The following is a 20,597-nucleotide window of genomic DNA, read 5'->3' as shown; positions in this document are numbered from 1 at the left end:
TTTATTTGTAGTGCGCCGCTTATTTGAGTTTCTTGTTGCTCATCAGCATGCCGATCGCTTTCGCGATACGACTGTGTTTCGTTTCCTCTTTTTTGGCGGAATTAATCCAATCTGCATATTCCTTCCGATGCGAATAGGAGAACGATTCGAAAACCGCATTTGCCTCGGGAGAGTTGGTTAACGCTTCCCGAAAAGCTTCGGGAATTTCGACGATCCGTTCGTCCGTATCCCGTTCGAGACTCACTTCCACCCGGTCGCCCGTCGTAACGCCGATCTCGTCGCGGATAGCGGAGTTGACGACGAGAAAATGGACATCGTTGCCTTGCGGCATTAATGAGCTTCGAAAAGGTCGGCCGTTTATCGTGCCTTTTACCGGTACGCGCGACTTTGTGCCGAATGCCGCTTCCGTACTGAAGGGAACCGTCAAATACGTCCACGATCCTGCCGCGTCCGGCCTTTGCAGAACAGCCGTAAAGGTTTGTATCGTCATTGCGGACAGCCTCCCGAATTCAATCTGCTACCATGCCTACTTGGCTTGACCGGCAGCGATACGCATAAGCAGCTCCGGAGGCATTGCATGCAAATACAGCTTAACATAATCCGGCTTATGGCTGTACAAAAGCTCATACATCTTTTGTCGGCCAAGCGGACTGGACGAGTGCAAATAGATCGACCTGGCATATCGCGACCCGCCGATCATATGACGAACAACATCAAGTCCCGTCGGCGCATTCCAGCCCAAATCGTAGTCCAGCGAAAGAATATCGACTTCGCACTCATCAAGAATCAAATTACACTCCGAGGCGTTCGCAGCATGAACAAAACCTTTGGGACACGGTCGATAATCGTCAAGATACAAATGAATCATTCGGCCCCCTCCATTTCGGCTATGGACCTTGCATAAGCGATTTCTTCCCGATGCGTGCGGTCTTTGCCCGGCTCCGTTTCCAGAACGACCGGAATATGACGAATATAAGCAGATTGCAGAAGCGAGCGCAAATGCGCTTCTCCGATAAAGCCTTTGTTTACATTCGCATGACGATCGCGCCTCGATCCGTGAGCATACATCGAATCGTTTAAGTGCACCGCTTTAAGATGCTCGAAGTACCCGAGCTCCTCGCCGCGTTTTTCGAGTGCCGCCCAATCGCTCCCCGCCCACAATCCGCTGGCGAATGCATGACAAGTATCGAAGCAAAATCCGATTTTACCGGGATACCGGGTCAGCTTGCGAATATGTACCATTTCTTCCAAGGTCGTTCCGACATCCGTTCCTTCGCCCGCCTGATTCTCAATGAGCAGCAGCGCGTCCCCTTCGTAGCCGGTTAACACCTCATTAAGACATTGTATACTATTTTTATAGCCTTGTAACGGGTCTTTCGATTTCCACTTGCCAAAATGCACGACAACGCCAACAGAGCCGCAGCGGTCGGCAATCTCAAGATCGTTTTGCAGCGATGCGACAGTCGAGCGAAACCCCTTATCGTCCTCCGCCATTAAATTGGTAGGGTACGGGGAATGCGCGATCGAAAGCAGACCGTTCTCGCGGCAAAACGCCGCACAGCCATCCGCGTCCCGGACATCGAATGCTTTTACCGTCAAGCTCCGCGGATTTTTCGGAAAATATTGAAAAGCATTCGCGCCGATTTTCAAAGCGGTACGCGCCGCTTCCAAGTATCCCCCGCGAATGCTTATATGGCTGCCGATATACATCCTTCCGCCCCCTTTAGTGCTGGCAGTTCAAACAACAGAACGATTTGCGCGAACCGACATCCTTCCGAACGATAGGATTTCCGCAGCGGACACAGGGCAAGCCTTCTCTATCGTATACCCGGCACTTGGCATCGAACCCTCCGGTGAGGTTGTCTCCGATATACAGCGGCATGTCCATATAGCCGCCATATCCGGTCGCTTCCCGCAAAATGGATTGTATTGCGCGGTACAATCGTCCGGCTTCCGAATCGTCAAGCCGCTCGATTTTGCGTGCCGGCAGCAGACCTGCCGCAAAACAAATCTCGTCGGAGTAGCAGTTCCCGATCCCCGAAATAAAATGCTGGTCAACCAAGCTTGCTTTCAAACTGCCGCGCTTTTGCGAAGCAATATCCGCGAAAGCCTTTTCCGTAAAAGACGGCTCCAGCGGCTCCGGTCCTAGCCCCATCAATTCGCGCGTCAGCTCGTCCTTGGTCCAATAATGCAAATAACCTAACCGCAACCCGATAAAATGCAGCGTTTCGAGACCGAACGACAGCGCTACCTGGACGGTTCGATCCGGCTTCTGCTCCGGCGTTCCCCAGAATAACACGCCGCCTAACATAAGATGCAGAAGCAGGACATGCCCGTCCTCCAAAACGAATAAAAGCTGTTTCGCCCTTCTGTCTATATGTACGATTTGTCGCCCTACAACCGCCGCATAAAAAGATTCCGGCGACAGGTTGATCGATTTCGGCCTAGTCACGTCGCATCCCGTTATCGTCTTGCCTGTTACCCGATATAACAACAGCGATCTGTACGTTTCCATCTCCGGAAGCTCCGGCATTCCGCTCACCCGCCTCTTAAGGATGGTTCGAAGCCACCTGGTGCCCGCGATGCTTTTCCTCAAAATGGGCACCGCAATCCACCCTCTGTACGACTTGAACCGTTGTCCCTATTTATCGCCGGAGCGCAGAACCTTTATACATGGAAAGCTTGTTGTAGATCTACGCAATATGCGCAACGCGCTGGAAGCTATGAACTGGGAAACGCTTGAAAAAACGGACATACCGCTACTATGCAAGATTATTAAAACGTCATCGTCCCTTGCGTTACGGTTGAGCGTGAATCGGATCGGGCTTTCGTTCGGCTCCTGACCTCGTTTTGGACAACGTGCGGCTCCACACCGCTAGCTTCAAGCAAATCCAGCCGCGTCTGTTTGTCCCTCAGCCTTTCGATACGCTTGCGCAGCTCGTCGCTCAAAGCTTTCAGCTTAGCGTCGCGGCGCTGCAGGGATGCCCGCTTCCATGCGAGACGCTGCGCTTCCTCCGCGTAACGAAGCGCTTCGACGAAATCCTTGCTGCGATGCTCGTAATATTTTGCCAGCTCGACGAACGGTTCAAGCGAAGCGATCGATTGCCCTGCAAGCTCGTCCGCTGCCCGATGCCACAACAAAACCGCCTTGTTCCAATCTCCCTTTTGCTTGTAATGACCCGCCAAACCGTTCCAATAACGGCCGCTTTCCCGATCCGGGCGTTCGAGCAAGCTCTCGAAGACGCGTTCGGACAAGTCCTCTTTGCCCATTTTGTCCAGCCATAACCCCAGACGGTACAACTCTTCTTCTTCCATACGTTCGGCGTCCCATACCCCGTTTAATCTATACGAGAATAATACGGACAAACCGGCAAGGGAAAGAATATCCTGCTCATTGTGCTCAAATACCCCTTTGAGAACGGATGCGTCCTTCTCCGCCAAATACAAGAAGTACAGGGTTGGCGCGAGCGACCCCGGCACATCGTCCGTACGCGTAAAGCCCAGCTTCTCCTCTTCCACTTTGCCGAGCCTGCAGGAAGGCAGCGTATGCCGCCACAAGCTGCGCGAAGCGTATAAGAAGTCGAGATGCTTGAGACGCCGGTCGTCCAGCTTCAAACGGTTCATCACGAACCGGTTCTTCAATATCGGCCAGTCGAAGGAGCGGCCGTTATACGAGACCAGATGCGTAAAGCGGGGCATCATCGATTCCAAATATTTCAGCATCGCAAACTCTTCGGCCGGATTTCGCATAAACAATTGCTCGATTACAAAAGATTGCCGATCGTAATAGCCGAAGCCGAGCATGAACGGCACGTTTCCCGCCCCGTGGCCTAGACCTGTCGTTTCCGTATCGAAAAAGAGCAGCGTTTCCGAGCCGTCAAGCGCTTGGCCGTCCTCGATGAATGCCTGCAGTTCGCCGGAAAGCTCGTCGAGATCTCCAAGCCGGTACCGGCCGTGAAGATGACCGAGCGGATACGTCGTCCTGCGCATGACGAACGATCCAAACTCCGTATCGATCAATGCGGCGCCGCAAACCGCCCATTCGTTATTCGACTCCCTTTCGGGAAGCTGATTATTCCATTCACCGACGGAACCGCTCTTGAGCGCCTCCGGTTCGCTTGAAGCGCCCGGCCCTGCCGGGAAAGGGACGCCGGCGGATTCCGATGACAGACCGGAGTCGCACTGGAGTTCATCACCTTGCGTCTCGCCCGGCACGCTGCTGTCAGCACGCTGAGCCGCACCGCCTGCATGCGGCTTGGCAAGCCGTTTCAACCGTTCTCGCAGCAAACTCATTACGTCCTCTCCTTCCGGCAGTCAGCCTTTCATACGAATAAACGGACAGCTGTCATTAGATGTTCCTTCCATCCTTCTCTACCGCGTTGCTTGATTTTCTTGATGTATAGCAAAAACACATGACATTTTATATTACATCCAGCAGTTCTATGCTTTTTTGTTTTGCATTTAGTCCTTCTATTTCCGTACCGATACACGAAGGGCAACCATCTATACACGGGCATTTTTTAATTAAATGTCTTGCAGCTGCTTTTATTTCGTCGAACCGCTTGTAAACATCTTCGGCTAATCCAATGCCGCCGGGGTAATGGTCGTATATGAAAATCGTAGGCAGTTGTGTATGTTCTGCTCTTATTTGCGAAACCACATGTATATCGCTTCGGTCGCACATAACATGAATGGGAACGATATGCCGTAAAACATTAGATACCCCTAGCAGCAATTGTTCCAGTGTTTTCGTTCCTAATGTAGGGTCTACCTCTTTCAACTCTACCCAAGTCCCGCTAGTATGCAATTCTTCTTCGGGAAGATTAATCTGGCCGTACCCAATATTTTCAAAACTGGTTAAACGTATTTTCTTAAAAATCGTTGGCATGGCATTTACTTGGACATCGCCAAAATTTATTGAAGTGGTTCGCCTATTTTCTGAACGGTCTATCTCTAACACTTTAAGTTTTACCGCCAGGTTCGCGTCTGTGTAATATTCTACATCCACTTCCCTTACATACGCCTTCTTATGCTCCCAGTCCAGCTTCTCGACTTGGTACTGTACGCCTTCATGGAGATATATTGCTTCGTCATGTAAAAGGGTCATAGCGCTGAAGCGGTCCATTTCTCCGATAATCTTTACGTTTGCTATGTCGGACTGGTCTACGATTACTACATTTTCCTGTGCAGCAGAACGCAGGCTTACTTCGCTTGCAGGGAAAGACTGGTTTGCCCAGTAAAACGAATCGCCTGCTTTGTGTAATACCCGTTCTTCTACCAGGTATTCTAAGATTTCTTCAATTTCTAACGGGCCGAATTCTTCCCCTTTCTTAAAAGGGAGTTCATAAGATGCACAGCGCAAATGATCGACTAGAATGATTAAATTTTCCGGGTTAATTCTTGCAGATTCCGGGGAACGATCAAAAAAGTATTCCGGATTTTGGACGATATACTGATCTATGGGTGTATTACTTGCTACCATAAGTACCAGGGCTTCCCCATGCCGTCTTCCAGCCCGGCCTGCTTGCTGCCATGTACTCGCTACGCTTCCAGGATAACCGGTCATGACACAAACCTGCAGTTGTCCTATATCTACGCCCAGTTCTAATGCGTTCGTGCTAACTACTCCCAATATCTCCCCGTTCCTTAATCCTCTTTCAATTTCCCTTCGCTGATTCGGTAAATATCCGCCCCGGTAGCCCCTTATGGATTTCGTCCCGATTTCATTTTTAACCAATTCTTGTATATGGCTTAAAATGATTTCTACCCTTACCCGGCTTCGGGCAAAAACAATAGTTTGTATTTTATTCGCTAAAAATTCCCTAGCTAAATGGTTTACCTCTACTGTAGCACTTTTCCGAATATTTAACGGTTTATTAACGATCGGCGGGTTATAAAAAACAAAATGCTTTCTTCCTCTAGGCGCGCCGTTATCGTCAATTAGCCGCATAGGGTTTCCTGTCAGCTGTTCGGCCAGTTCCTTCGGGTTAGCGATTGTCGCGGAAGTGCATATAAAAACGGGTGTGCTGCCGTAAAATCCACAAATTCGTTTAAGCCGGCGTACTACATTCGCTACATGGCTACCAAATACGCCCCTATATGTATGTAGTTCGTCTATGACGATATACTTAAGATTACTAAACAGACTTACCCATTTCGTATGATGGGGCAGAATTGCAGAATGCAGCATATCGGGATTAGTAATTACGATATGCCCGACGTTACGTACAAGCTGACGGATAGCTGGGGATGTATCGCCATCGTAGGTAAAGCTTTTTATGTCGATTCCCATTTCGTTTATGATTTCGTTCAATTCGCTTTTTTGGTCTTGCGCCAGGGCCTTAGTCGGAAACAAGTAAAGCGCGCGGCTGCCATCGTCTTCGGCTATCGCCTGCAATACAGGAAGGTTATAGCATAACGTTTTTCCCGAAGCGGTTGGGGTTACCGCTACAATGTTTTCCCTTTTACGTACAGTTTCATAAGCTGTGAACTGGTGCGTATATAGCTGTTCTATACCGCGTTTGGATAACGCCGCTTTTATTCTTGGGTCTACACTTTCGGGCATAGGCCTTGTTTTCGCTTCCTGCGGCTCGACTTCGTGCCAATTGATTATATTTTCATTCCCTCGCAATTCCTCTATCAGTTGGGAAAGGTCCTTCTTTCGAAACATGTTTTTCACTCCAAACCATAGAACGATTGTTCCCCTATTATACGCTTCGAATGAAAAATAAAAAAGCCCCTACAGGATGGGGCTTTTATGCAGCTTCCAAACTTGCTAGGTAAGCGCAGACGCGTACCACAACTTCAAGGCCGATCCTGCATTGCCCGGCCCCGTTTTATGGCCTGAAGGATAAAATCATTTAATCATTTTTTTCTATTGCAGCGTTTATCTTATGATGTTACGCTTCCTAGGAAGACATTCCATTATTTGTGAAAGGCGGTAAGTCGATATGTATACGTTCCATACAGCCTTGACTGGCGGCAGCGCCTTCGCATTCATCCCCCCCCGGTGTGACGGAATAATGATGTCGTGCTTCCGTTCCGGTTGCCGCGATATGCAGCATTCCTAAACCATCGGCTGCCGCACGATGGTTTTTTTATTGTGTATCGGCGCATTTTCGAAGAGGATTTCCGCCTGCCGCAAACGCCGGTCATGATGGAGTGCGCATTCGTTAATTCATGTTACTGCAACTTGATTTTCAAGCGCCTCAAGAGACGACTTAGGAGGTATTTCATATGCAATTGTTTACCCGACTGGCCAAGTTCGCGTTCCCGTACAAGCGTTGGTTTTTCATCGCCTCGTCGGCCATGCTTGCCGGAATTGCGTTCGACCTGATCGCTCCGTGGCTGCTAAAGCAGACCATAGACGAGGGCATCGCCAAATCGAATGTCCGGGCAATCGTTTTTTTCGCCGCCCTGCTGGGTATCGGACAAATCCTCAAAAGCGCGATCATGTATTTTCAAAACTATTCCCAAGAAAGGCTGGGCCAGGACGTTATCTTCGATTTGCGGCAAGCGCTGTATTCGCATTTGCAGCGGCTTTCCTTCGGTTATTACGACAAAGCGCAAACCGGACAAATCATGTCCCGGATGACAGGGGATATCGATGCGGTTAAAAACTTCATCGGCTTCGGCGCGATGCTGATGGCAACCGGCGCCGTATCCTTCGTCGGAACCGTCATCGTCATGCTGAACATACACGTCAAAACGACGCTGATCAGCATGGTCACCGTTCCTTTTCTTCTGTTCGCGATACGGAAATTCAACCGCAGTATCGGTCCAGCTTGGGGAGCGATCCGCGAGCAGATGGGGAAGCTGACTACGACGCTGCAAGAAAACATTTCGGGCATACGCGTCGTCAAAGCGTTCTCGCAGGAAAAGCTGGAACGTCATAAATTCAACGAGCGCAACGAAACGAACTTCGACTCCAATATGTCGCGAGCGAAAATCGAAGCCCATTCCTTCCCGCTTCTCGGGTTTTACGGGGGCATTATATTTCTTCTTATGCTGTGGGTCGGCGGCTATCACGTGGCGAAGGGAGAAATGACCGTCGGGGATTTCATGGCATTCCAATGGTATATTTGGGGGATCGTATGGCCGCTCAACATGCTGGGCTGGCTCGTCAACATTATGCAGCAAGCGTTCAAAGCGGCTCCGCGCGTCTTCGAAATTCTCGATACGAAGATCGACATCGACACGCGCCCGGAAGGCTCCGTCAGCGCTAATTCCATACGGGGCTTCGTCAGCTTCAAGCATGTATCGTTCCGCTTCCCTAGCGGCGCAGTGGATACGCCGATGGTGCTGAGTGATATCAGCTTCGATGTATCTCCCGGCGAAGCCGTCGCCATTCTCGGCGCAACCGGCTCAGGCAAGAGCAGCATCACCCAGCTGTTGTCCCGCTTTTATGACGTTTCAGAAGGAGCAGTGCTGCTTGACGGACGCGATGTCAAAGACTACGACTTGATCGAGCTGAGACGCAAAATCGGCATCGTCCCCCAGGAAACGTTCCTGTTCTCGGCCACGATACGCGACAATATCGCTTACGGGCGGCCGGAAGCGTCGCAGGAGCAAATCGAGTGGGCTTCGCGCAAAGCGCAAATCCACGACTTCATTAGCAGCCTCCCGAACGGCTACGATACGCTTATCGGCGAACGCGGCGTCGGCTTGTCGGGCGGCCAAAGGCAGCGCGTTGCGCTGGCCCGCGCCATCTTACTCGACCCGCCGATTCTTGTGCTGGATGAAGCGACGGCAAGCGTAGACACCGCTACGGAGTCCGCCATTCATGAAGCGCTCCATGAGGTGATGCACGGGCGTACGACGTTCATTATTGCGCAGCGGCTATCGTCGATACAGCGCGCAGATAGAATTCTCGTCCTTGAGGAAGGCCGGATCGCAGAGCAGGGCACGCACCAGGAGCTGTATGAACGCGAAGGCTTTTTCAGGAGACTGTTCAACCTGCAGGAAAATACGGACGGCGTAAATAAACGCAAGGACGAAGCTCTTCTGCAGACGGAAGGAAGGTGAGTACATGAGCCAAGTAGAGTGGGATTCGGAGGAAGGCAAAGAAAACCGTTCCTTCAACAAAGCCTATATGATAAGAATGCTGGCTTACTTAAAGCCGCACAAGAAACGGATGGGCTTCATCGCCGTTATCGTGATGCTCAATATGCTGCTGAGCCTGGCGGAGCCGGTGCTGATCCGTTATGCGATCGACGAAGGCATGGTCAACAAAAATTTGACGCTGCTCAATATCATCGGTTTCTCATTGCTAGGCATCCGGTTGGTAAGCTGGTTGTTCGGCTATATTCAAATCCGCTATATTAACGAAACCGGACAGCGCATTTTGTTCGAGCTTCGCCGCCAGCTTTTCGATCATCTGCAGTCGCTCTCCTTCCGTTTCTTTGACGGACGGCCGGCAGGCAAAATCATGTCGCGGATCACCAACGACACGAATGCGATCGGGGAGTTAATCAACGGCGGTTTGATCACGCTTTTGATGGAGCTGACGCACTTGGTCGGTATCGTCGTCATTTTGCTGTACTGGGACTGGAAGCTCGCGCTCGTCGCGTTTACCGTCCTCCCCTTTTTATTCCTGATGGTATCCCGGTTCAGACCGAAAATCGAATCCGCATGGACCCGCTCCCGCCAATCGATGTCGGCCATCAACGGCAACGTGAACGAAACGATCCAAGGCATCCGCGTCATCCAAGCGTTCTCCCGTCAAAAAACGAACGACGAGAAATTTAAAGAAATCAATCAAAAGAACCGGAAAGCGTTCTTGAAGGCCGTTTCGCTCGAATCGACGGTATGGCCGCTTGTCGAGTTGATCGGCACATTGGGCACATGCCTCGTCATGTGGTACGGTTCGATCCGAGTCATGAACGGCGATCTGTCGATCGGTCTCGTCAGCGCATTTATTTTGTTCTTATTCCGCTTCTGGGGACCGTTAAGCTCGCTTTCGAAAGTATACAGCCAGCTTTTATCCGCAATGGTTTCGGCCGAACGGATTTTCGAAATACTCGATACCGAGCCTGAAGTAAAGGACCGGGCGGGTGCTAAGCCGCTGCCGCAAATTGCCGGAAAAGTAACTTTCACGAACGCAAGCTTTCGATATGGACCCGATTCGCCGGATGTGCTCCACGGCATCGACTTCACCGTCAAGCCGGGTCAGCGGATAGCGCTTGTAGGTCCTACCGGAGCGGGGAAAAGCACGATCGTCAACCTGCTGATGCGCTTCTACGATCCGACAGGCGGCCAAATCGAAATTGACGGCCACGATTTGAAGCATGTTACGCTCTCTTCCCTGCGCAGCCAGATGGGCATCGTTCTTCAGGATTCGTTCATTTTCTCCGGAACGATTGAGGAAAATTTACTTTACGGAAATAAGCACGCGACCAAGGAACAAGTAATGGATGTCATCCGCAGCGTCCGGATCGACCGTTTCCTCGATAAAATGCCCGACGGTCTGGATACGCAAGTGGAAGAACGCGGCTCCAAGCTGTCTGTCGGACAACGGCAGCTGCTCGCCTTCGGACGCGTTCTTCTGGCCGATCCGCGCATATTGATTTTGGACGAAGCGACCTCCAGCGTCGATACGGAGACGGAACAGCATATCCAGGAGGCGCTTCAGCATTTGCTTAAAGGCCGGACCGCCTTCATTATCGCGCATCGGCTTTCCACCATCCGGGATGCCGACGTCATTATGGTCATACAAAACGGACGCATATCCGAAAGCGGATCGCACGAGGAATTGCTTCAAACAGGCGGTCTCTACGCCAACTTGTACTACAATCAATACGCCATGCAGCAAAGCATCGAAAAACGCGCTACCGGAGCATAATCATTCGAATTTCGACAGGTTGCGGAACGTCATTCGAAAAGCCTCGACAAGGTCGAGGCTTTTGTGTGTCCGGACGACAGAAAACAAGCAAAGCTTGTCATTTCCTGCGCTTTCCCGGGAAAACATTATGGATTTCACTTCAAATCGGAGGAGTCGTCGTAATCGTACCGGAAGCCGTCGTCAAACATGGTACCAGGTTCCATCATACCGCTCACCGCTTGCAGCGAGCTCAAGTGCAGCTTCTGAAGAACTTCTCGGTACAAGCGCGCCTGACGCTCGTCCGTCTCCAACTCGATCGCATGGTTAAGCGCTTGCTCGACTACCGTAATATCTTGACTGTTCAGGCTCATCCCCTACACCTCGCAGCTTCATTTTCGTTCCACTCGTTATTTTGCCCATTTTACAGAGCATCCATTCGCCTCCTGGCGATTTCAAAAATGTTGGTAATGACCGCCGCTTCGGATACAATAGGAATATCCAGCCAAATTCCCGAACCGAGAGGAGCCCTCAATAATGTCATCCGAAACACAAGTTTCGCCCGAATCCGCTGCCGTTAGAAAACCCGAGCACGAAGTCATGCCGGTCCTGCTTAATCGATGGTCGCCTCGCGCTTTCGCCGAAAAAGAGGTTCCCGAGCATGTGCTGCTAAGCCTTTTCGAAGCCGCGCGCTGGGCCCCTTCAGGCAGCAACGAGCAGCCATGGCGCTACGTTTTTGCCAGAACCGCCGAAGACCGCGACCGGTTTCTTTCGTTCATCAACCCGTTTAATACGGAGTGGTGCGCAAAAGCGCCTGTCCTCGTCCTCGCATTGTCCAAAACGACTACTTCCAAAGGAAGCGCAAGTCCGTCTCACGCCTTCGATGCCGGAGCCGCTTGGGGTTATCTGGCATTACAAAGCGTCGCGCTCGGACTGGTCACGCACGCCATGGGCGGCTTCGACCGCGACCTGGCCAAGCAAACGTTGGCCATCCCTTCGGAGTACGAGCCGCAAGCGGTCATTGCTGTCGGCTATCGCGGCGATGCGTCCTCGCTCTCGGAGCGCAACAGGGAGCGTGAAGTGCCGAGCATCCGGCGCCCCCTTTCAGAGATCATTATGGAGGGCGTTTTTTCGAGTAACGAGTAGCAAAGGGATCATAGCGTTTTACAATTCGTAATCTTAAAAGAAAGGGGATTCCGTCCGCAAAGACGAAATCCCCTCTTCTTTTTGATTATGGTACAATAGAACTACTAAATCGCCTGGAGGAGAATCGTCGGTGTCGTTCCTGCTGCTTGCCGCTATGCTGCTGTTCGGAGGTTCTCTCCTGCTTACCGCCCTTTCGCAAACCGCATGGGGACAAGCCCGCCTGCGTTGGCCGGCCGCCTCGTCATCTCATTTATTAATCGGTTTACTGCTTGGAGGCAGTCTCGTCTATTTATGCTTGGAGCTCGGTATGTTGCTGCAAAAATACTTGCTCTGACGAACGATGTCGAAAGCATGGTATAATCGCAGGAGTTTTATTTCCATGATGGAATATAAACGGTCGTCTTATACTCCTGCATTTTCGTATTCGATAGCCGAAATTTAAGGTGTACGTCTATTTTGGCGCCCGACACCGTCACAATCTTCTCGTTGGCGGCATTCGCTATTTGATCGGTCAGCCTGAACACAGACGTGTTCGCACCCTTCCGTTTCTCTACGGAAATGGTACGCGCCGCGGCATCATACAAGTAACGAATATGCTCGTCGGCAGCTTGATCGTCCAAAGCGAGCAAAACCGGCTCATTTTCCGATGAGGCAGGCTGACTTATAACATACGGCTTGGAGCGGATTTCATTTACGAGATGCTCGGTAAACATACGAGAGCGTTCCTGTACGAACTCCCGCGACGTTATCGTTTTGTAACCGAGATTGCTCTGATATATAAGCGTTGTAATAAGGCCGATGACGAACGCCATAATTGTAATTGCAGCCAGAAGTTCAATTAATGTGACGCCTTTTTGCGACTTGATCATCTTAATCACCTTTGATCTCGATGTAGCTTTGTACTTTATAGCTCGTATTCATCGAAAGCTGCTTGACTTCCACCTGTATGAGCGAGAAAAATTCGCCGAGCTTGAACGTATAGCTTTTATTTTTCGCGTCCGTTATGGGATACGTCTGTTCGTCGAAAGGCATGGCGCTTATGGCGATCTCGTACTGCTTGTCCGAAGCGGAAGGGTAAGCGATCACGGGCGGCGACGGGAGAGCGGCCGTTCCCGGTGCCGGGTTCGTCCTCAAGCTCGCAATCGATACTTGCTGGCCATATACGACAATACTACCTTCTGTCGTTCGGAGCTTCTGCTTCAGTTCCTCCATGATGGTTCTCGCAATATTGACCGATACGTCCTTCTTCTCTTCCCGATAAGAATTCTCGTATAATTTCGTAAACAAATACGAAACGGACAAGACGATCATGGCGACGAGCACGATGGATACGAGCAGTTCGATCAGCGTGACGCCTTTCTCCGACTTTACTTTCAAAACGATCACATCCTTACATAGAAACTTTAGCTGATTACCATAACGGAAGGAAGGCTGCCAGTTGAAACGCCATCTTAACGAACGCGGCTCCTCCCTGCTGCTTGCGCTCTTTCTTGTCTTTCTCGTTTCGATCTTATCCGTATCGCTGTTGACCGTCGCCATGCAAGGCCATGCCAACTCCATCAAAGGAGAAAACATCGAGGCAGCCAATTACGCGGCCGAATCGGGTGCGGCGATCACCATGAGGGCGCTGAAGGAATCCGTCGTAAAGCAAAAGCTGAGCCTGGAGCAAACGCAAATTGACGCTTTCATCGCCGATTTCAATACGAAACCGTTGACGCTCGATCACAAGCCGCGCTTGACCTTCGGCGCAGTTCCCGGGGAGAGTTATGCTTATACACTCACATCGACACGCAGTGTCGGAGCCGACAAGCTTGCGAAGGAAAAGGCCGTCACCCTGCGCTTTAAGCTAGTGCCCGGAACGAACAACGCAGCGGGTGCCATTTTCGGCAAAGATATCGTAGCAAGCGACGATCCGCCCACGCACGGGAGCAATGACGTCTTTCTTACGGAAGACGGTTCGAAGCCTCAAGTCGACAAAAGCCTGGCCTTTAACGAATACAAAGCACTGTTCCTTGACTATTATGAAAGCAAAATGGCGACTCGCCCGCTTCCCTTGACTCCGCTGCAGCCGCAAAGCGTTCCGCTCGGCAATTATCAGTTAGCGGCCGGCAATTATACGATTAACGCAACGCCACATGCTTCAGCCCTCTATTCAGGCAAAATTTCAAGCGGCTTGAATCGCTTGGTCGTTAATGGCGATATCGTCGCCGGGGATGATTTTACATTCGGCGGAAACGAGTTGGAGATTAACGGAAACCTCATAGTCGGCGGCAGCATCACTTTCAACAGCTACCTCAATAAATTGAAGGTGACCGGAAATATGATCGCCGGCAAAACGATCAGCTTCAACAGCTCAAGCGTTGTTGAGATCGGAGGCTCGATCAGCAGCCAAGACGCCATTTCTTTCAACGGAATCAACGACAGCGACAAAGGATTGACCGTCGGAAAGTCGATCATTGCCGAGAAAGGGATATCGTTCAGCAACCTGAATAAGCTAACCGTCGCCGATACGATCAGCAGCCAAAAAAATATAACCGTTTCCGGATCGCTCGGTGAAGGCTCTATCGGGAAGTCGATCGTCGCCGGCGGCGACATCTCTTTTGCGAATATATCGAAGCTCCGAGTAGGCAGCAGCTTAAGCGCCAACGGGTCCATCGGTATTAGCGGCAACATTGCCGAGATGGATTTGCCGAACGGTTCGATTATCGGAGGAAGCAATATTTCTTTTGCTACGATCAGCCGTATGAACGTGGCCGGAAGCATAAGCGGCGCGCAAAATGTTCAATTCGGCGATAACATTACCGACGCCGCTGTAGGGGGTTCGATTTTCGCCCCGGGTACGCTCGGCTTTTATGGGATAAATAAGCTAAGTGTAGGCGATTCCTTGCTGGCCGGCAGCAAGAACGGCAGCACCGGCTTCGATTTTCGCGGCAAGCAAGTCAGCAGTCTTTACGTCGGCGGCACGATTCTGTCAACGAACAAAATCGATTTCCCGCCGATGAACAAACTGAACGTCGGGAGCTTCGTCGGCTCGATCGACAAAATTACATGGGGCAACCTGGATAACGGCTACGGGACGGCTCATGTCGGCGGTATCACAACAGGCAAGCAAATCCATTTGACCTCAAGCTGGAAGCCGCAAGGCGGCGTCATCATCAAATACGCCCCGCCTGACGGCAGCGGCGGCGGCGAGCCTACGATCGATTTCAACGGCTGGTCCTCAAAATAACCTATTCAAGTAAGGGTACAGGCCTACAGTCAACCTGGGTATCGGCATTTCTCTTCAGCTTACAAAAACTCCCCGCGACCGACTTCCATGAAGCGTTCGTACGGGGATTTTTTTGTATGACCTCAGTCCGCATCGCGCACGCCTTCCGGCGCGCGGTGCTCGGTCACACGTCGGCGGTCAAACCTCGTGCGGCCTAGATCGAGCCCTTTACGGCTGTCCGGCTGCCGGCGGCAACATCCATTGCTCCGTTAACTTTGAGTAATAAATAACAAGTTTGATGGACATCGAAACCGTTTGAGCTACACCTATATTCTCTTGCATTTGACCGGATAATTCCAAGGCGGATGAGACCGCGCCTCCTTGCAAACGCCACTCGCGCACAGTAACGATTCGATCTATCAGCCGCAGCCGGTCCAGAAAATCGATCGCCTGTCCGTATGTTCCCTCTACGCTCAGCGACACCGCTTCCTCTTGTATTTGGCTTGCCGATTTATCCCCCGCAGCTCCGCCATTGCCGGCGGTTTGCTGGGTGGCGGGAGTTGGCGAAGGCTGGATGCCGGTTTGCCCTTTCGAAGCTGCCGAATCCGGACCGATTACGGACTGCCCTTCTCCGCCGGCAAAGGATACAGTCGTCAACGCAACGCCTGTCGCCTGCTCCAATTCCTTGAGCTGCAGCAGGAAACCCGCCGAATCCGAATGAGATGGAACTTGTGCATACAGCTTTTGATAATCGTCCCGGGTTGTTTGATCGGGAAGCGGACGTTTCAGCCAGTCTTGAGCCAGCTTTCGCTTTTGTTCCGCTTCCATCCGGAGCGTTTCCTTCGCATTCCAATCCGGCACCGCAACTAAGAAGAAAAGCAGCATATTGACCGTAAAGCCGATTATCGCTATCCACGCTATAATAGACGCGGGTTTACGGAGCTTCGCAATCGCTTCTTTCCGAAAGCTTTGTCGTTCCATCATTCACCTACTTACTAATCTTTGCCGGTTTCAATGTAATATCCAAAGAAAGCAGCGCTATTCCGGCAGATTGAACGGATGTTGCCGACGCGGAGTCGGCCGAAGGAGTCGATGGTGCGAGCGGCGCCAAGACGTTTTCCGCCGTTTTGATCGACACGGATTCAAAGAAGTTTCGTTTCTGCAAGGCAAGCACATATGCGGCAGCCGGCTTCATGTCGGCAAATTCCAGCTTTACGGTGAGCTTATCCTCCTTGACCGCCAAATCCGTCAATCGCGAGGAGGCCGGCATCGGGAAAGTCAGTTGCTCCGCAACCTCCCGCCAATCGCGCCTTTCTTCTGCAAGCTTCCGCGATTCCTCCGTCAGCATTTTAAAGGTTTGCGTAGCGGCATCGGGCTGACGCTCCGCAGCCAGGCGGACAATTTGCTTATCCAACTCGGCAATCTCCCGCTTCTGGTCTTCGATTTCCGCTTGAATCACATAATGATAATAAGCGATCGCCGTACCCGCCAAGCCGAATAAAACGATCGATCCCGCCACCAGCGGAACGAACAGCTTTTGAGCGAGCGGAATTCGCGGCAAAAGGTTGATCGATCTCAAGTTCCACCCCTCCTAAGCGCCAAACCCAGCGGTACGGCACAGCGCAGCAATGGCTCCTGAAGCTGCGGGTGAGCGAGGCGTAACGAGCTCGGTACGATCGGGGTAACCTTCTGCGAGAAACGTTCGGCCAGCAGAACGCATATTGTTTCGAGGCCCTCTACATCGCCCGATACGAATAACGAGCCGAATTCCTGCGTACGGTTATTCAATGTGTACCGGTAAAAATTCATCAACCGTTCAAGCTCATGTACGAGTTCTTCGGCTACTGACCCGATATCGTCAACCGCAGGCCGATAATCGAATTCGGCAAACCGCTCAACGGAGCGCCCGGCTTGAACCGATGGATGAGGCTCCCGCCCGGAGGCAAAAGATACGGGGACGCTGCGCGTTATTTTCAGCTGTCCCTCGTGAAAAATGCTAATATCCGAAGCCGTTTCGTTAATATCAAGGATAAGCAGCGTTTGCGTTCGTGAAGCCGAATCTTCGCGTTCTATCAAGCGGAAAAGCGACAGCGCCTTGAACTCCATGGTAATCGGCTTTAAACCGGCCGCTTCGACAGCTCCCCGATAATCGTCAATCAGTTCTTTGGAAGCTGCAACAAGCATGACGTCGCATTGCGGAAATCGGCTTTCTTCTTCTAGAGTCGCCCCTTGCTCGAAATCTTCGAATAAAGCGGAAGAGCCCTGCTTCGTATAACGGTTGTTTCCATTCTCCGACGCAGCCGCAGCTTCATTTACCGACTGCTGATTGCCGTTTATTTTCGGCAGTACCGCTTTGGTTCCTTTGAAGCCCTTCTCATTCGTTCCGTTTAGCTTCATGAAGTCATAATACGGGTTTTCAAAAGGCAAGTGGAGATTATGCTTTACATCAAAATCGATGACCTTCGCCAACTCCTTTTGAGGCAGATCCGGCATTTGCAAAAAACGAACCATCAGCATTTGGCTCGGAGCGATCAGATGAACCCGCTTCGTCTTGATTGCCGCATGTCGAAGTAACGTTTGAAGCGCCTCGATGACGGCAGTCGGCTTCATTATTCTCCCCTCTTCGACGACACCCGCCGGCAGCCGCTCGATTGCCGCTGCACGGACAACCGGCCGTTCGCTTCCAGGTTCGGTCAGTTCAACGATTTTCACGGACGTATCCGTTATTTCCAAACCCAAGGAGCTGCGTCCCGGCAATACTTTGCTGAACATATCGGATAGTGACATCGCCGCAGTCTCCTTTGCGCGTTTTTTCTTTTGAAAACGTCAGCTGGTTATCAGCGAGAAATACAAGTTTATCCAGCGCTCGCCCCATAAAAAAACGAGTATCCCCGCCGCTCCGATGAACGGACCGAACGGGATATACGCATCACGCTTCATTTTTCCGGTCGCGATAAGTGCGATGCCAATGATCGAACCCAGCAGGCTGGATACAAAGATGGTAAGCAGTGTCAGCTTGATGCCGAGCATAATACCGATAAAAGCGAACAGCTTCAAATCGCCGCCGCCTAACGCCTCTTTTCGCATCAAGGCCGAAGCGAGCATTGCGAGCGCGAACAAGATCGCCCCGCCGAGAAAGCTGGCAAGCGCATAATTCCAAAGCGGCAAAGGATGATGCCACAAGCGCAGCAAACCGCCGGTCACAATGCCGAAAAGCACGAGCTTGTCCGGAATGAGCCGATAAAACAGATCGCTCATTGAGGCGGTCATAAGCACGGCTGCCATCAGCAGCCCGATGACAAGATCTGCCAAAAATCCGGTTTGCCAGGCGATAACCGCGAACAGAACAGCGGTCACCGCCTCGCCTACCGCGTAATAAGGCGAAATTTTTCGGCCGCAATAACGGCATTTGCCGCGAAGAAGGATATAACTGAGAACGGGTACAAGATCGATAACGCTTAACCGGTGATTGCAGCTAGCGCAATGCGACGGCGGATATACGATCGAGCGTTTGACAGGCAGCCTTATCGCCGCCACATTGAGAAAGCTGCCGACAAGCAAACCGAGAACTGCAGCCAATGCGGCCAACAGCCACCGGTGCCCGGCAAACAGTTCTGCATAAAACGAAATAATCTCACTAAGCACGCTCGCGGCAGCTCCTTTCCTGCGGAGTAAGAAAGGTAACTCGGCGGAGTTACCTTTGAGAGTCTATCAGTTTCCGGTGGCATCGGTAACTACTGCAAAGGTGTAGTTCCCGCCGCTTTTTGTAACGGTTAATTTAAAGGCCGGTTTCGCGCTATCTTCTTTAGCCTCTGGTTTCGATGGCAAGTATCCCGCAGAAACCAAACTAGTGACAGTAATAGAACTCAAAGCACTGTCATTGGGATTTGTTTCCATTACATATCTTTGCGCAGCATCTGTAATAACTTTAATGCTCGTCGCGTCAGCATTCTTTTTAGCGTTATCGAAGCTTTTTACGATTACTGTTCCGGCTATCGCCGCCAAAATCCCCAATATAACGACGACGGCCAGCAGCTCAATCAGCGTCATCCCTTTCTGATTTTTGAACAGCTTCAGCTTGGTGCTCATGATTGCCATGAAAATCTCTCCTCGCAAAATAAATTATGTATGTTTTAACGACGTTAAAACCAAAATCAGTGCAGGTTTTCCATCAGCCTAAATGACGGCAGCATGACGGCCAACACGATCGTACCGACAATAACGGCCAAGATAACGATCATGATCGGCTCCAGCATCGCCTTCAGGCGATCGGCCATCGCATCGACGTCCGCTTCGTAAAAGTCCGCGACCTTCTCAAGCATCGTGTCGAGCGCCCCCGTCTGTTCGCCGACGGCAAGCATTTGCACGACCATCGGCGGAAACAGCCACGAACCCCGAAGCGGCTCCGTGATCGAGGCCCCGCCCCGAACGCCTTCCCGCGATTCGCGGATCAGCTTGGCCATCACTTCATTCCCGACGACCGTCGAGACGATCGACATCATCTGCATCATGGGAATCGCCGCCGAAAACAGCGAGCTGAACGTTCGGCTGAACCGTGAGAGCGCCTGCTTTTGCCACAGCACGCCAAAAACGGGCAGCTTCAGCTTTATGTAGTCGATCCGGTATTTCCCCTGTCCGGTCCTTGCGATAAGCTTGTACGCAATCGGCGGAACGAACAGCCCGGCCAACACGAGAAACCAATAACCTTTCATCCACTCGCTTACCGCTATGATGATACGTGTTGGCAATGGAAGCTCCAAGCCCATCGAAGCGAAATTAGCGACCAGCTTCGGCACGACGAAGGTCATTAAAATGATGACCACAATAACGGTCACAACCCCCATAATTGCCGGGTATACCATTGCAGACTTGACTTTTTGCCGTGTGTAATACTCCTTCTCATAAAACACAGCCAGCCTGTTCAACATTTCGTCCAGGTTTCCGCTTGCCTCGCCGGCGTGAATCATGTTAACGAAAATCGAGGAAAATACCGTCGGATATTCCGCTGCCGCAACCGAAAACATCATGCCGCGCTGCATCTCGTCCGAAATTTCTAGCAATATTTTTTTGAACGCTTTGCTGCCGGTCTGCTGCCCGAGCACACGAACGGCCTCGGCGAGATTGACGCCCGCTTTGTACAATGTAGCCAGCTGACGACAAAAGATTGTAAAATCTTCATTTTTGACCTTCGGACCGCCGAAACGGATTTCTCTGTGCAGCAAGCTTGTTCCTTGATCGTAAAGCTCGGTTAGCCAAAGCCCTCTTCGTTTAATCTCGTCCGATGCCGCTTGAAACGATTGGGCTTCGAGTTGACCTTTATATGCCCGGCCTTTCTCGTCAACTGCGCGATACCGGAACTTGGGCATGTCCGTAACCTCGCTTCCTGTTGGTTTACGACTACTGTCCATTAGCAGCCTTGCATAAAAA

At 51.4% G+C, this 20,597-nt stretch carries 20 protein-coding genes; 5 read left to right on the top strand and 15 right to left on the bottom strand.

Annotated elements, in window-relative coordinates; translation table 11 throughout:
* Positions 1 to 19: 19 nt before the first annotated feature.
* The 6 genes from DQG23_RS13810 to DQG23_RS13785 all read right to left on the bottom strand — a co-directional run bounded on the left by DQG23_RS13810 (position 20) and on the right by DQG23_RS13785 (position 6,670).
* The gene (locus DQG23_RS13810; protein ID WP_113031445.1) at positions 20 to 490 is read right to left on the bottom strand and encodes a YdeI/OmpD-associated family protein; all 471 of its coding nucleotides are present in this window, start codon (positions 488 to 490) and stop codon (positions 20 to 22) included.
* 36 nt (positions 491 to 526) lie between these two features.
* Positions 527 to 868 carry a cyclic-phosphate processing receiver domain-containing protein gene (locus DQG23_RS13805; protein ID WP_113031444.1) on the bottom strand — a complete coding sequence of 114 codons (342 nt, stop codon included), beginning with the start codon at positions 866 to 868 and terminating at the stop codon, positions 527 to 529.
* The gene (locus DQG23_RS13800) at positions 865 to 1,710 is read right to left on the bottom strand and encodes a deoxyribonuclease IV (RefSeq protein ID WP_113031443.1); all 846 of its coding nucleotides are present in this window, start codon (positions 1,708 to 1,710) and stop codon (positions 865 to 867) included. The genes DQG23_RS13805 and DQG23_RS13800 overlap by 4 nt, the downstream gene beginning before the upstream one ends.
* A gap of 13 nt (positions 1,711 to 1,723) precedes the next feature.
* Positions 1,724 to 2,533 (bottom strand): Fpg/Nei family DNA glycosylase, encoded by an 810-nt coding sequence (locus tag DQG23_RS13795; RefSeq protein ID WP_113031442.1) that lies wholly within the window; start codon positions 2,531 to 2,533, stop codon positions 1,724 to 1,726.
* Positions 2,534 to 2,775: 242 nt separating this feature from the next.
* Entirely contained in the window at positions 2,776 to 4,293 is a 1,518-nt protein-coding gene (locus DQG23_RS13790; protein WP_113031441.1) for a ribonuclease H-like domain-containing protein, read from the bottom strand.
* Between the two features lie 127 nt (positions 4,294 to 4,420).
* Positions 4,421 to 6,670: a DEAD/DEAH box helicase gene (locus DQG23_RS13785; RefSeq protein WP_113031440.1), complete on the bottom strand. Its 2,250-nt coding sequence runs from the start codon at positions 6,668 to 6,670 to the stop codon at positions 4,421 to 4,423.
* A 566-nt stretch (positions 6,671 to 7,236) separates the two neighbouring features.
* Here DQG23_RS13785 and DQG23_RS13780 point away from each other — a divergent pair.
* Complete coding sequence (locus DQG23_RS13780) at positions 7,237 to 9,024, top strand: ABC transporter ATP-binding protein (protein ID WP_113031439.1); 1,788 nt, start codon at positions 7,237 to 7,239, stop codon at positions 9,022 to 9,024.
* 4 nt (positions 9,025 to 9,028) lie between these two features.
* A complete protein-coding gene (locus tag DQG23_RS13775; protein ID WP_113031438.1) occupies positions 9,029 to 10,840 on the top strand; it encodes an ABC transporter ATP-binding protein in 1,812 nt (603 codons plus the stop codon).
* Between the two features lie 134 nt (positions 10,841 to 10,974).
* On the opposite strand, the gene DQG23_RS13770 is transcribed toward DQG23_RS13775, so the two are convergent.
* Positions 10,975 to 11,190: a hypothetical protein gene (locus tag DQG23_RS13770; protein WP_113031437.1), complete on the bottom strand. Its 216-nt coding sequence runs from the start codon at positions 11,188 to 11,190 to the stop codon at positions 10,975 to 10,977.
* 163 nt (positions 11,191 to 11,353) lie between these two features.
* Between DQG23_RS13770 and DQG23_RS13765 the strand changes: the two genes are divergently transcribed.
* Both DQG23_RS13765 and DQG23_RS13760 read left to right on the top strand, forming a co-directional pair.
* Positions 11,354 to 11,962, top strand: a complete 609-nt coding sequence (locus DQG23_RS13765; protein WP_113031436.1) for a nitroreductase family protein — start codon at positions 11,354 to 11,356, stop codon at positions 11,960 to 11,962.
* Positions 11,963 to 12,092: 130 nt separating this feature from the next.
* Entirely contained in the window at positions 12,093 to 12,296 is a 204-nt protein-coding gene (locus DQG23_RS13760; protein WP_113031435.1) for a hypothetical protein, read from the top strand.
* Positions 12,297 to 12,333: 37 nt separating this feature from the next.
* Here the strand turns inward: DQG23_RS13760 and DQG23_RS13755 are convergent, their stop codons facing one another.
* Both DQG23_RS13755 and DQG23_RS13750 read right to left on the bottom strand, forming a co-directional pair.
* Positions 12,334 to 12,831 carry a PilW family protein gene (locus DQG23_RS13755; protein WP_113031434.1) on the bottom strand — a complete coding sequence of 166 codons (498 nt, stop codon included), beginning with the start codon at positions 12,829 to 12,831 and terminating at the stop codon, positions 12,334 to 12,336.
* A gap of 1 nt (position 12,832) precedes the next feature.
* Positions 12,833 to 13,339: a type IV pilus modification PilV family protein gene (locus DQG23_RS13750; protein ID WP_158560477.1), complete on the bottom strand. Its 507-nt coding sequence runs from the start codon at positions 13,337 to 13,339 to the stop codon at positions 12,833 to 12,835.
* A 61-nt stretch (positions 13,340 to 13,400) separates the two neighbouring features.
* Between DQG23_RS13750 and DQG23_RS13745 the strand changes: the two genes are divergently transcribed.
* A complete protein-coding gene (locus tag DQG23_RS13745) occupies positions 13,401 to 15,191 on the top strand; it encodes a hypothetical protein (RefSeq protein WP_158560475.1) in 1,791 nt (596 codons plus the stop codon).
* 207 nt (positions 15,192 to 15,398) lie between these two features.
* Here DQG23_RS13745 and DQG23_RS13740 read toward each other — a convergent pair whose 3' ends face one another.
* From DQG23_RS13740 to DQG23_RS13715, 6 genes are all read right to left on the bottom strand, one after another.
* A complete protein-coding gene (locus DQG23_RS13740; protein ID WP_146762303.1) occupies positions 15,399 to 16,154 on the bottom strand; it encodes a hypothetical protein in 756 nt (251 codons plus the stop codon).
* Between the two features lie 4 nt (positions 16,155 to 16,158).
* Positions 16,159 to 16,749, bottom strand: coding sequence for a PilN domain-containing protein (locus DQG23_RS13735; RefSeq protein ID WP_113031430.1), 591 nt, complete (start codon positions 16,747 to 16,749; stop codon positions 16,159 to 16,161).
* The gene (gene pilM, locus DQG23_RS13730) at positions 16,746 to 17,957 is read right to left on the bottom strand and encodes a type IV pilus biogenesis protein PilM (protein ID WP_113031429.1); all 1,212 of its coding nucleotides are present in this window, start codon (positions 17,955 to 17,957) and stop codon (positions 16,746 to 16,748) included. The genes DQG23_RS13735 and pilM overlap by 4 nt, the downstream gene beginning before the upstream one ends.
* A 39-nt stretch (positions 17,958 to 17,996) precedes the next feature.
* Positions 17,997 to 18,815: a prepilin peptidase gene (locus DQG23_RS13725; protein WP_113031428.1), complete on the bottom strand. Its 819-nt coding sequence runs from the start codon at positions 18,813 to 18,815 to the stop codon at positions 17,997 to 17,999.
* A 66-nt stretch (positions 18,816 to 18,881) separates the two neighbouring features.
* Complete coding sequence (locus tag DQG23_RS13720; protein ID WP_113031427.1) at positions 18,882 to 19,268, bottom strand: competence type IV pilus major pilin ComGC; 387 nt, start codon at positions 19,266 to 19,268, stop codon at positions 18,882 to 18,884.
* Between the two features lie 56 nt (positions 19,269 to 19,324).
* The gene (locus DQG23_RS13715; protein ID WP_113031426.1) at positions 19,325 to 20,536 is read right to left on the bottom strand and encodes a type II secretion system F family protein; all 1,212 of its coding nucleotides are present in this window, start codon (positions 20,534 to 20,536) and stop codon (positions 19,325 to 19,327) included.
* Positions 20,537 to 20,597: the final 61 nt, after the last annotated feature.

It is taken from the genome of Paenibacillus contaminans (assembly GCF_003285015.1).
Classification (GTDB): Bacteria; Bacillota; Bacilli; order Paenibacillales; family NBRC-103111; genus Paenibacillus_V; species Paenibacillus_V contaminans.
This window is presented reverse-complemented; position numbering and strand designations above follow the sequence as displayed.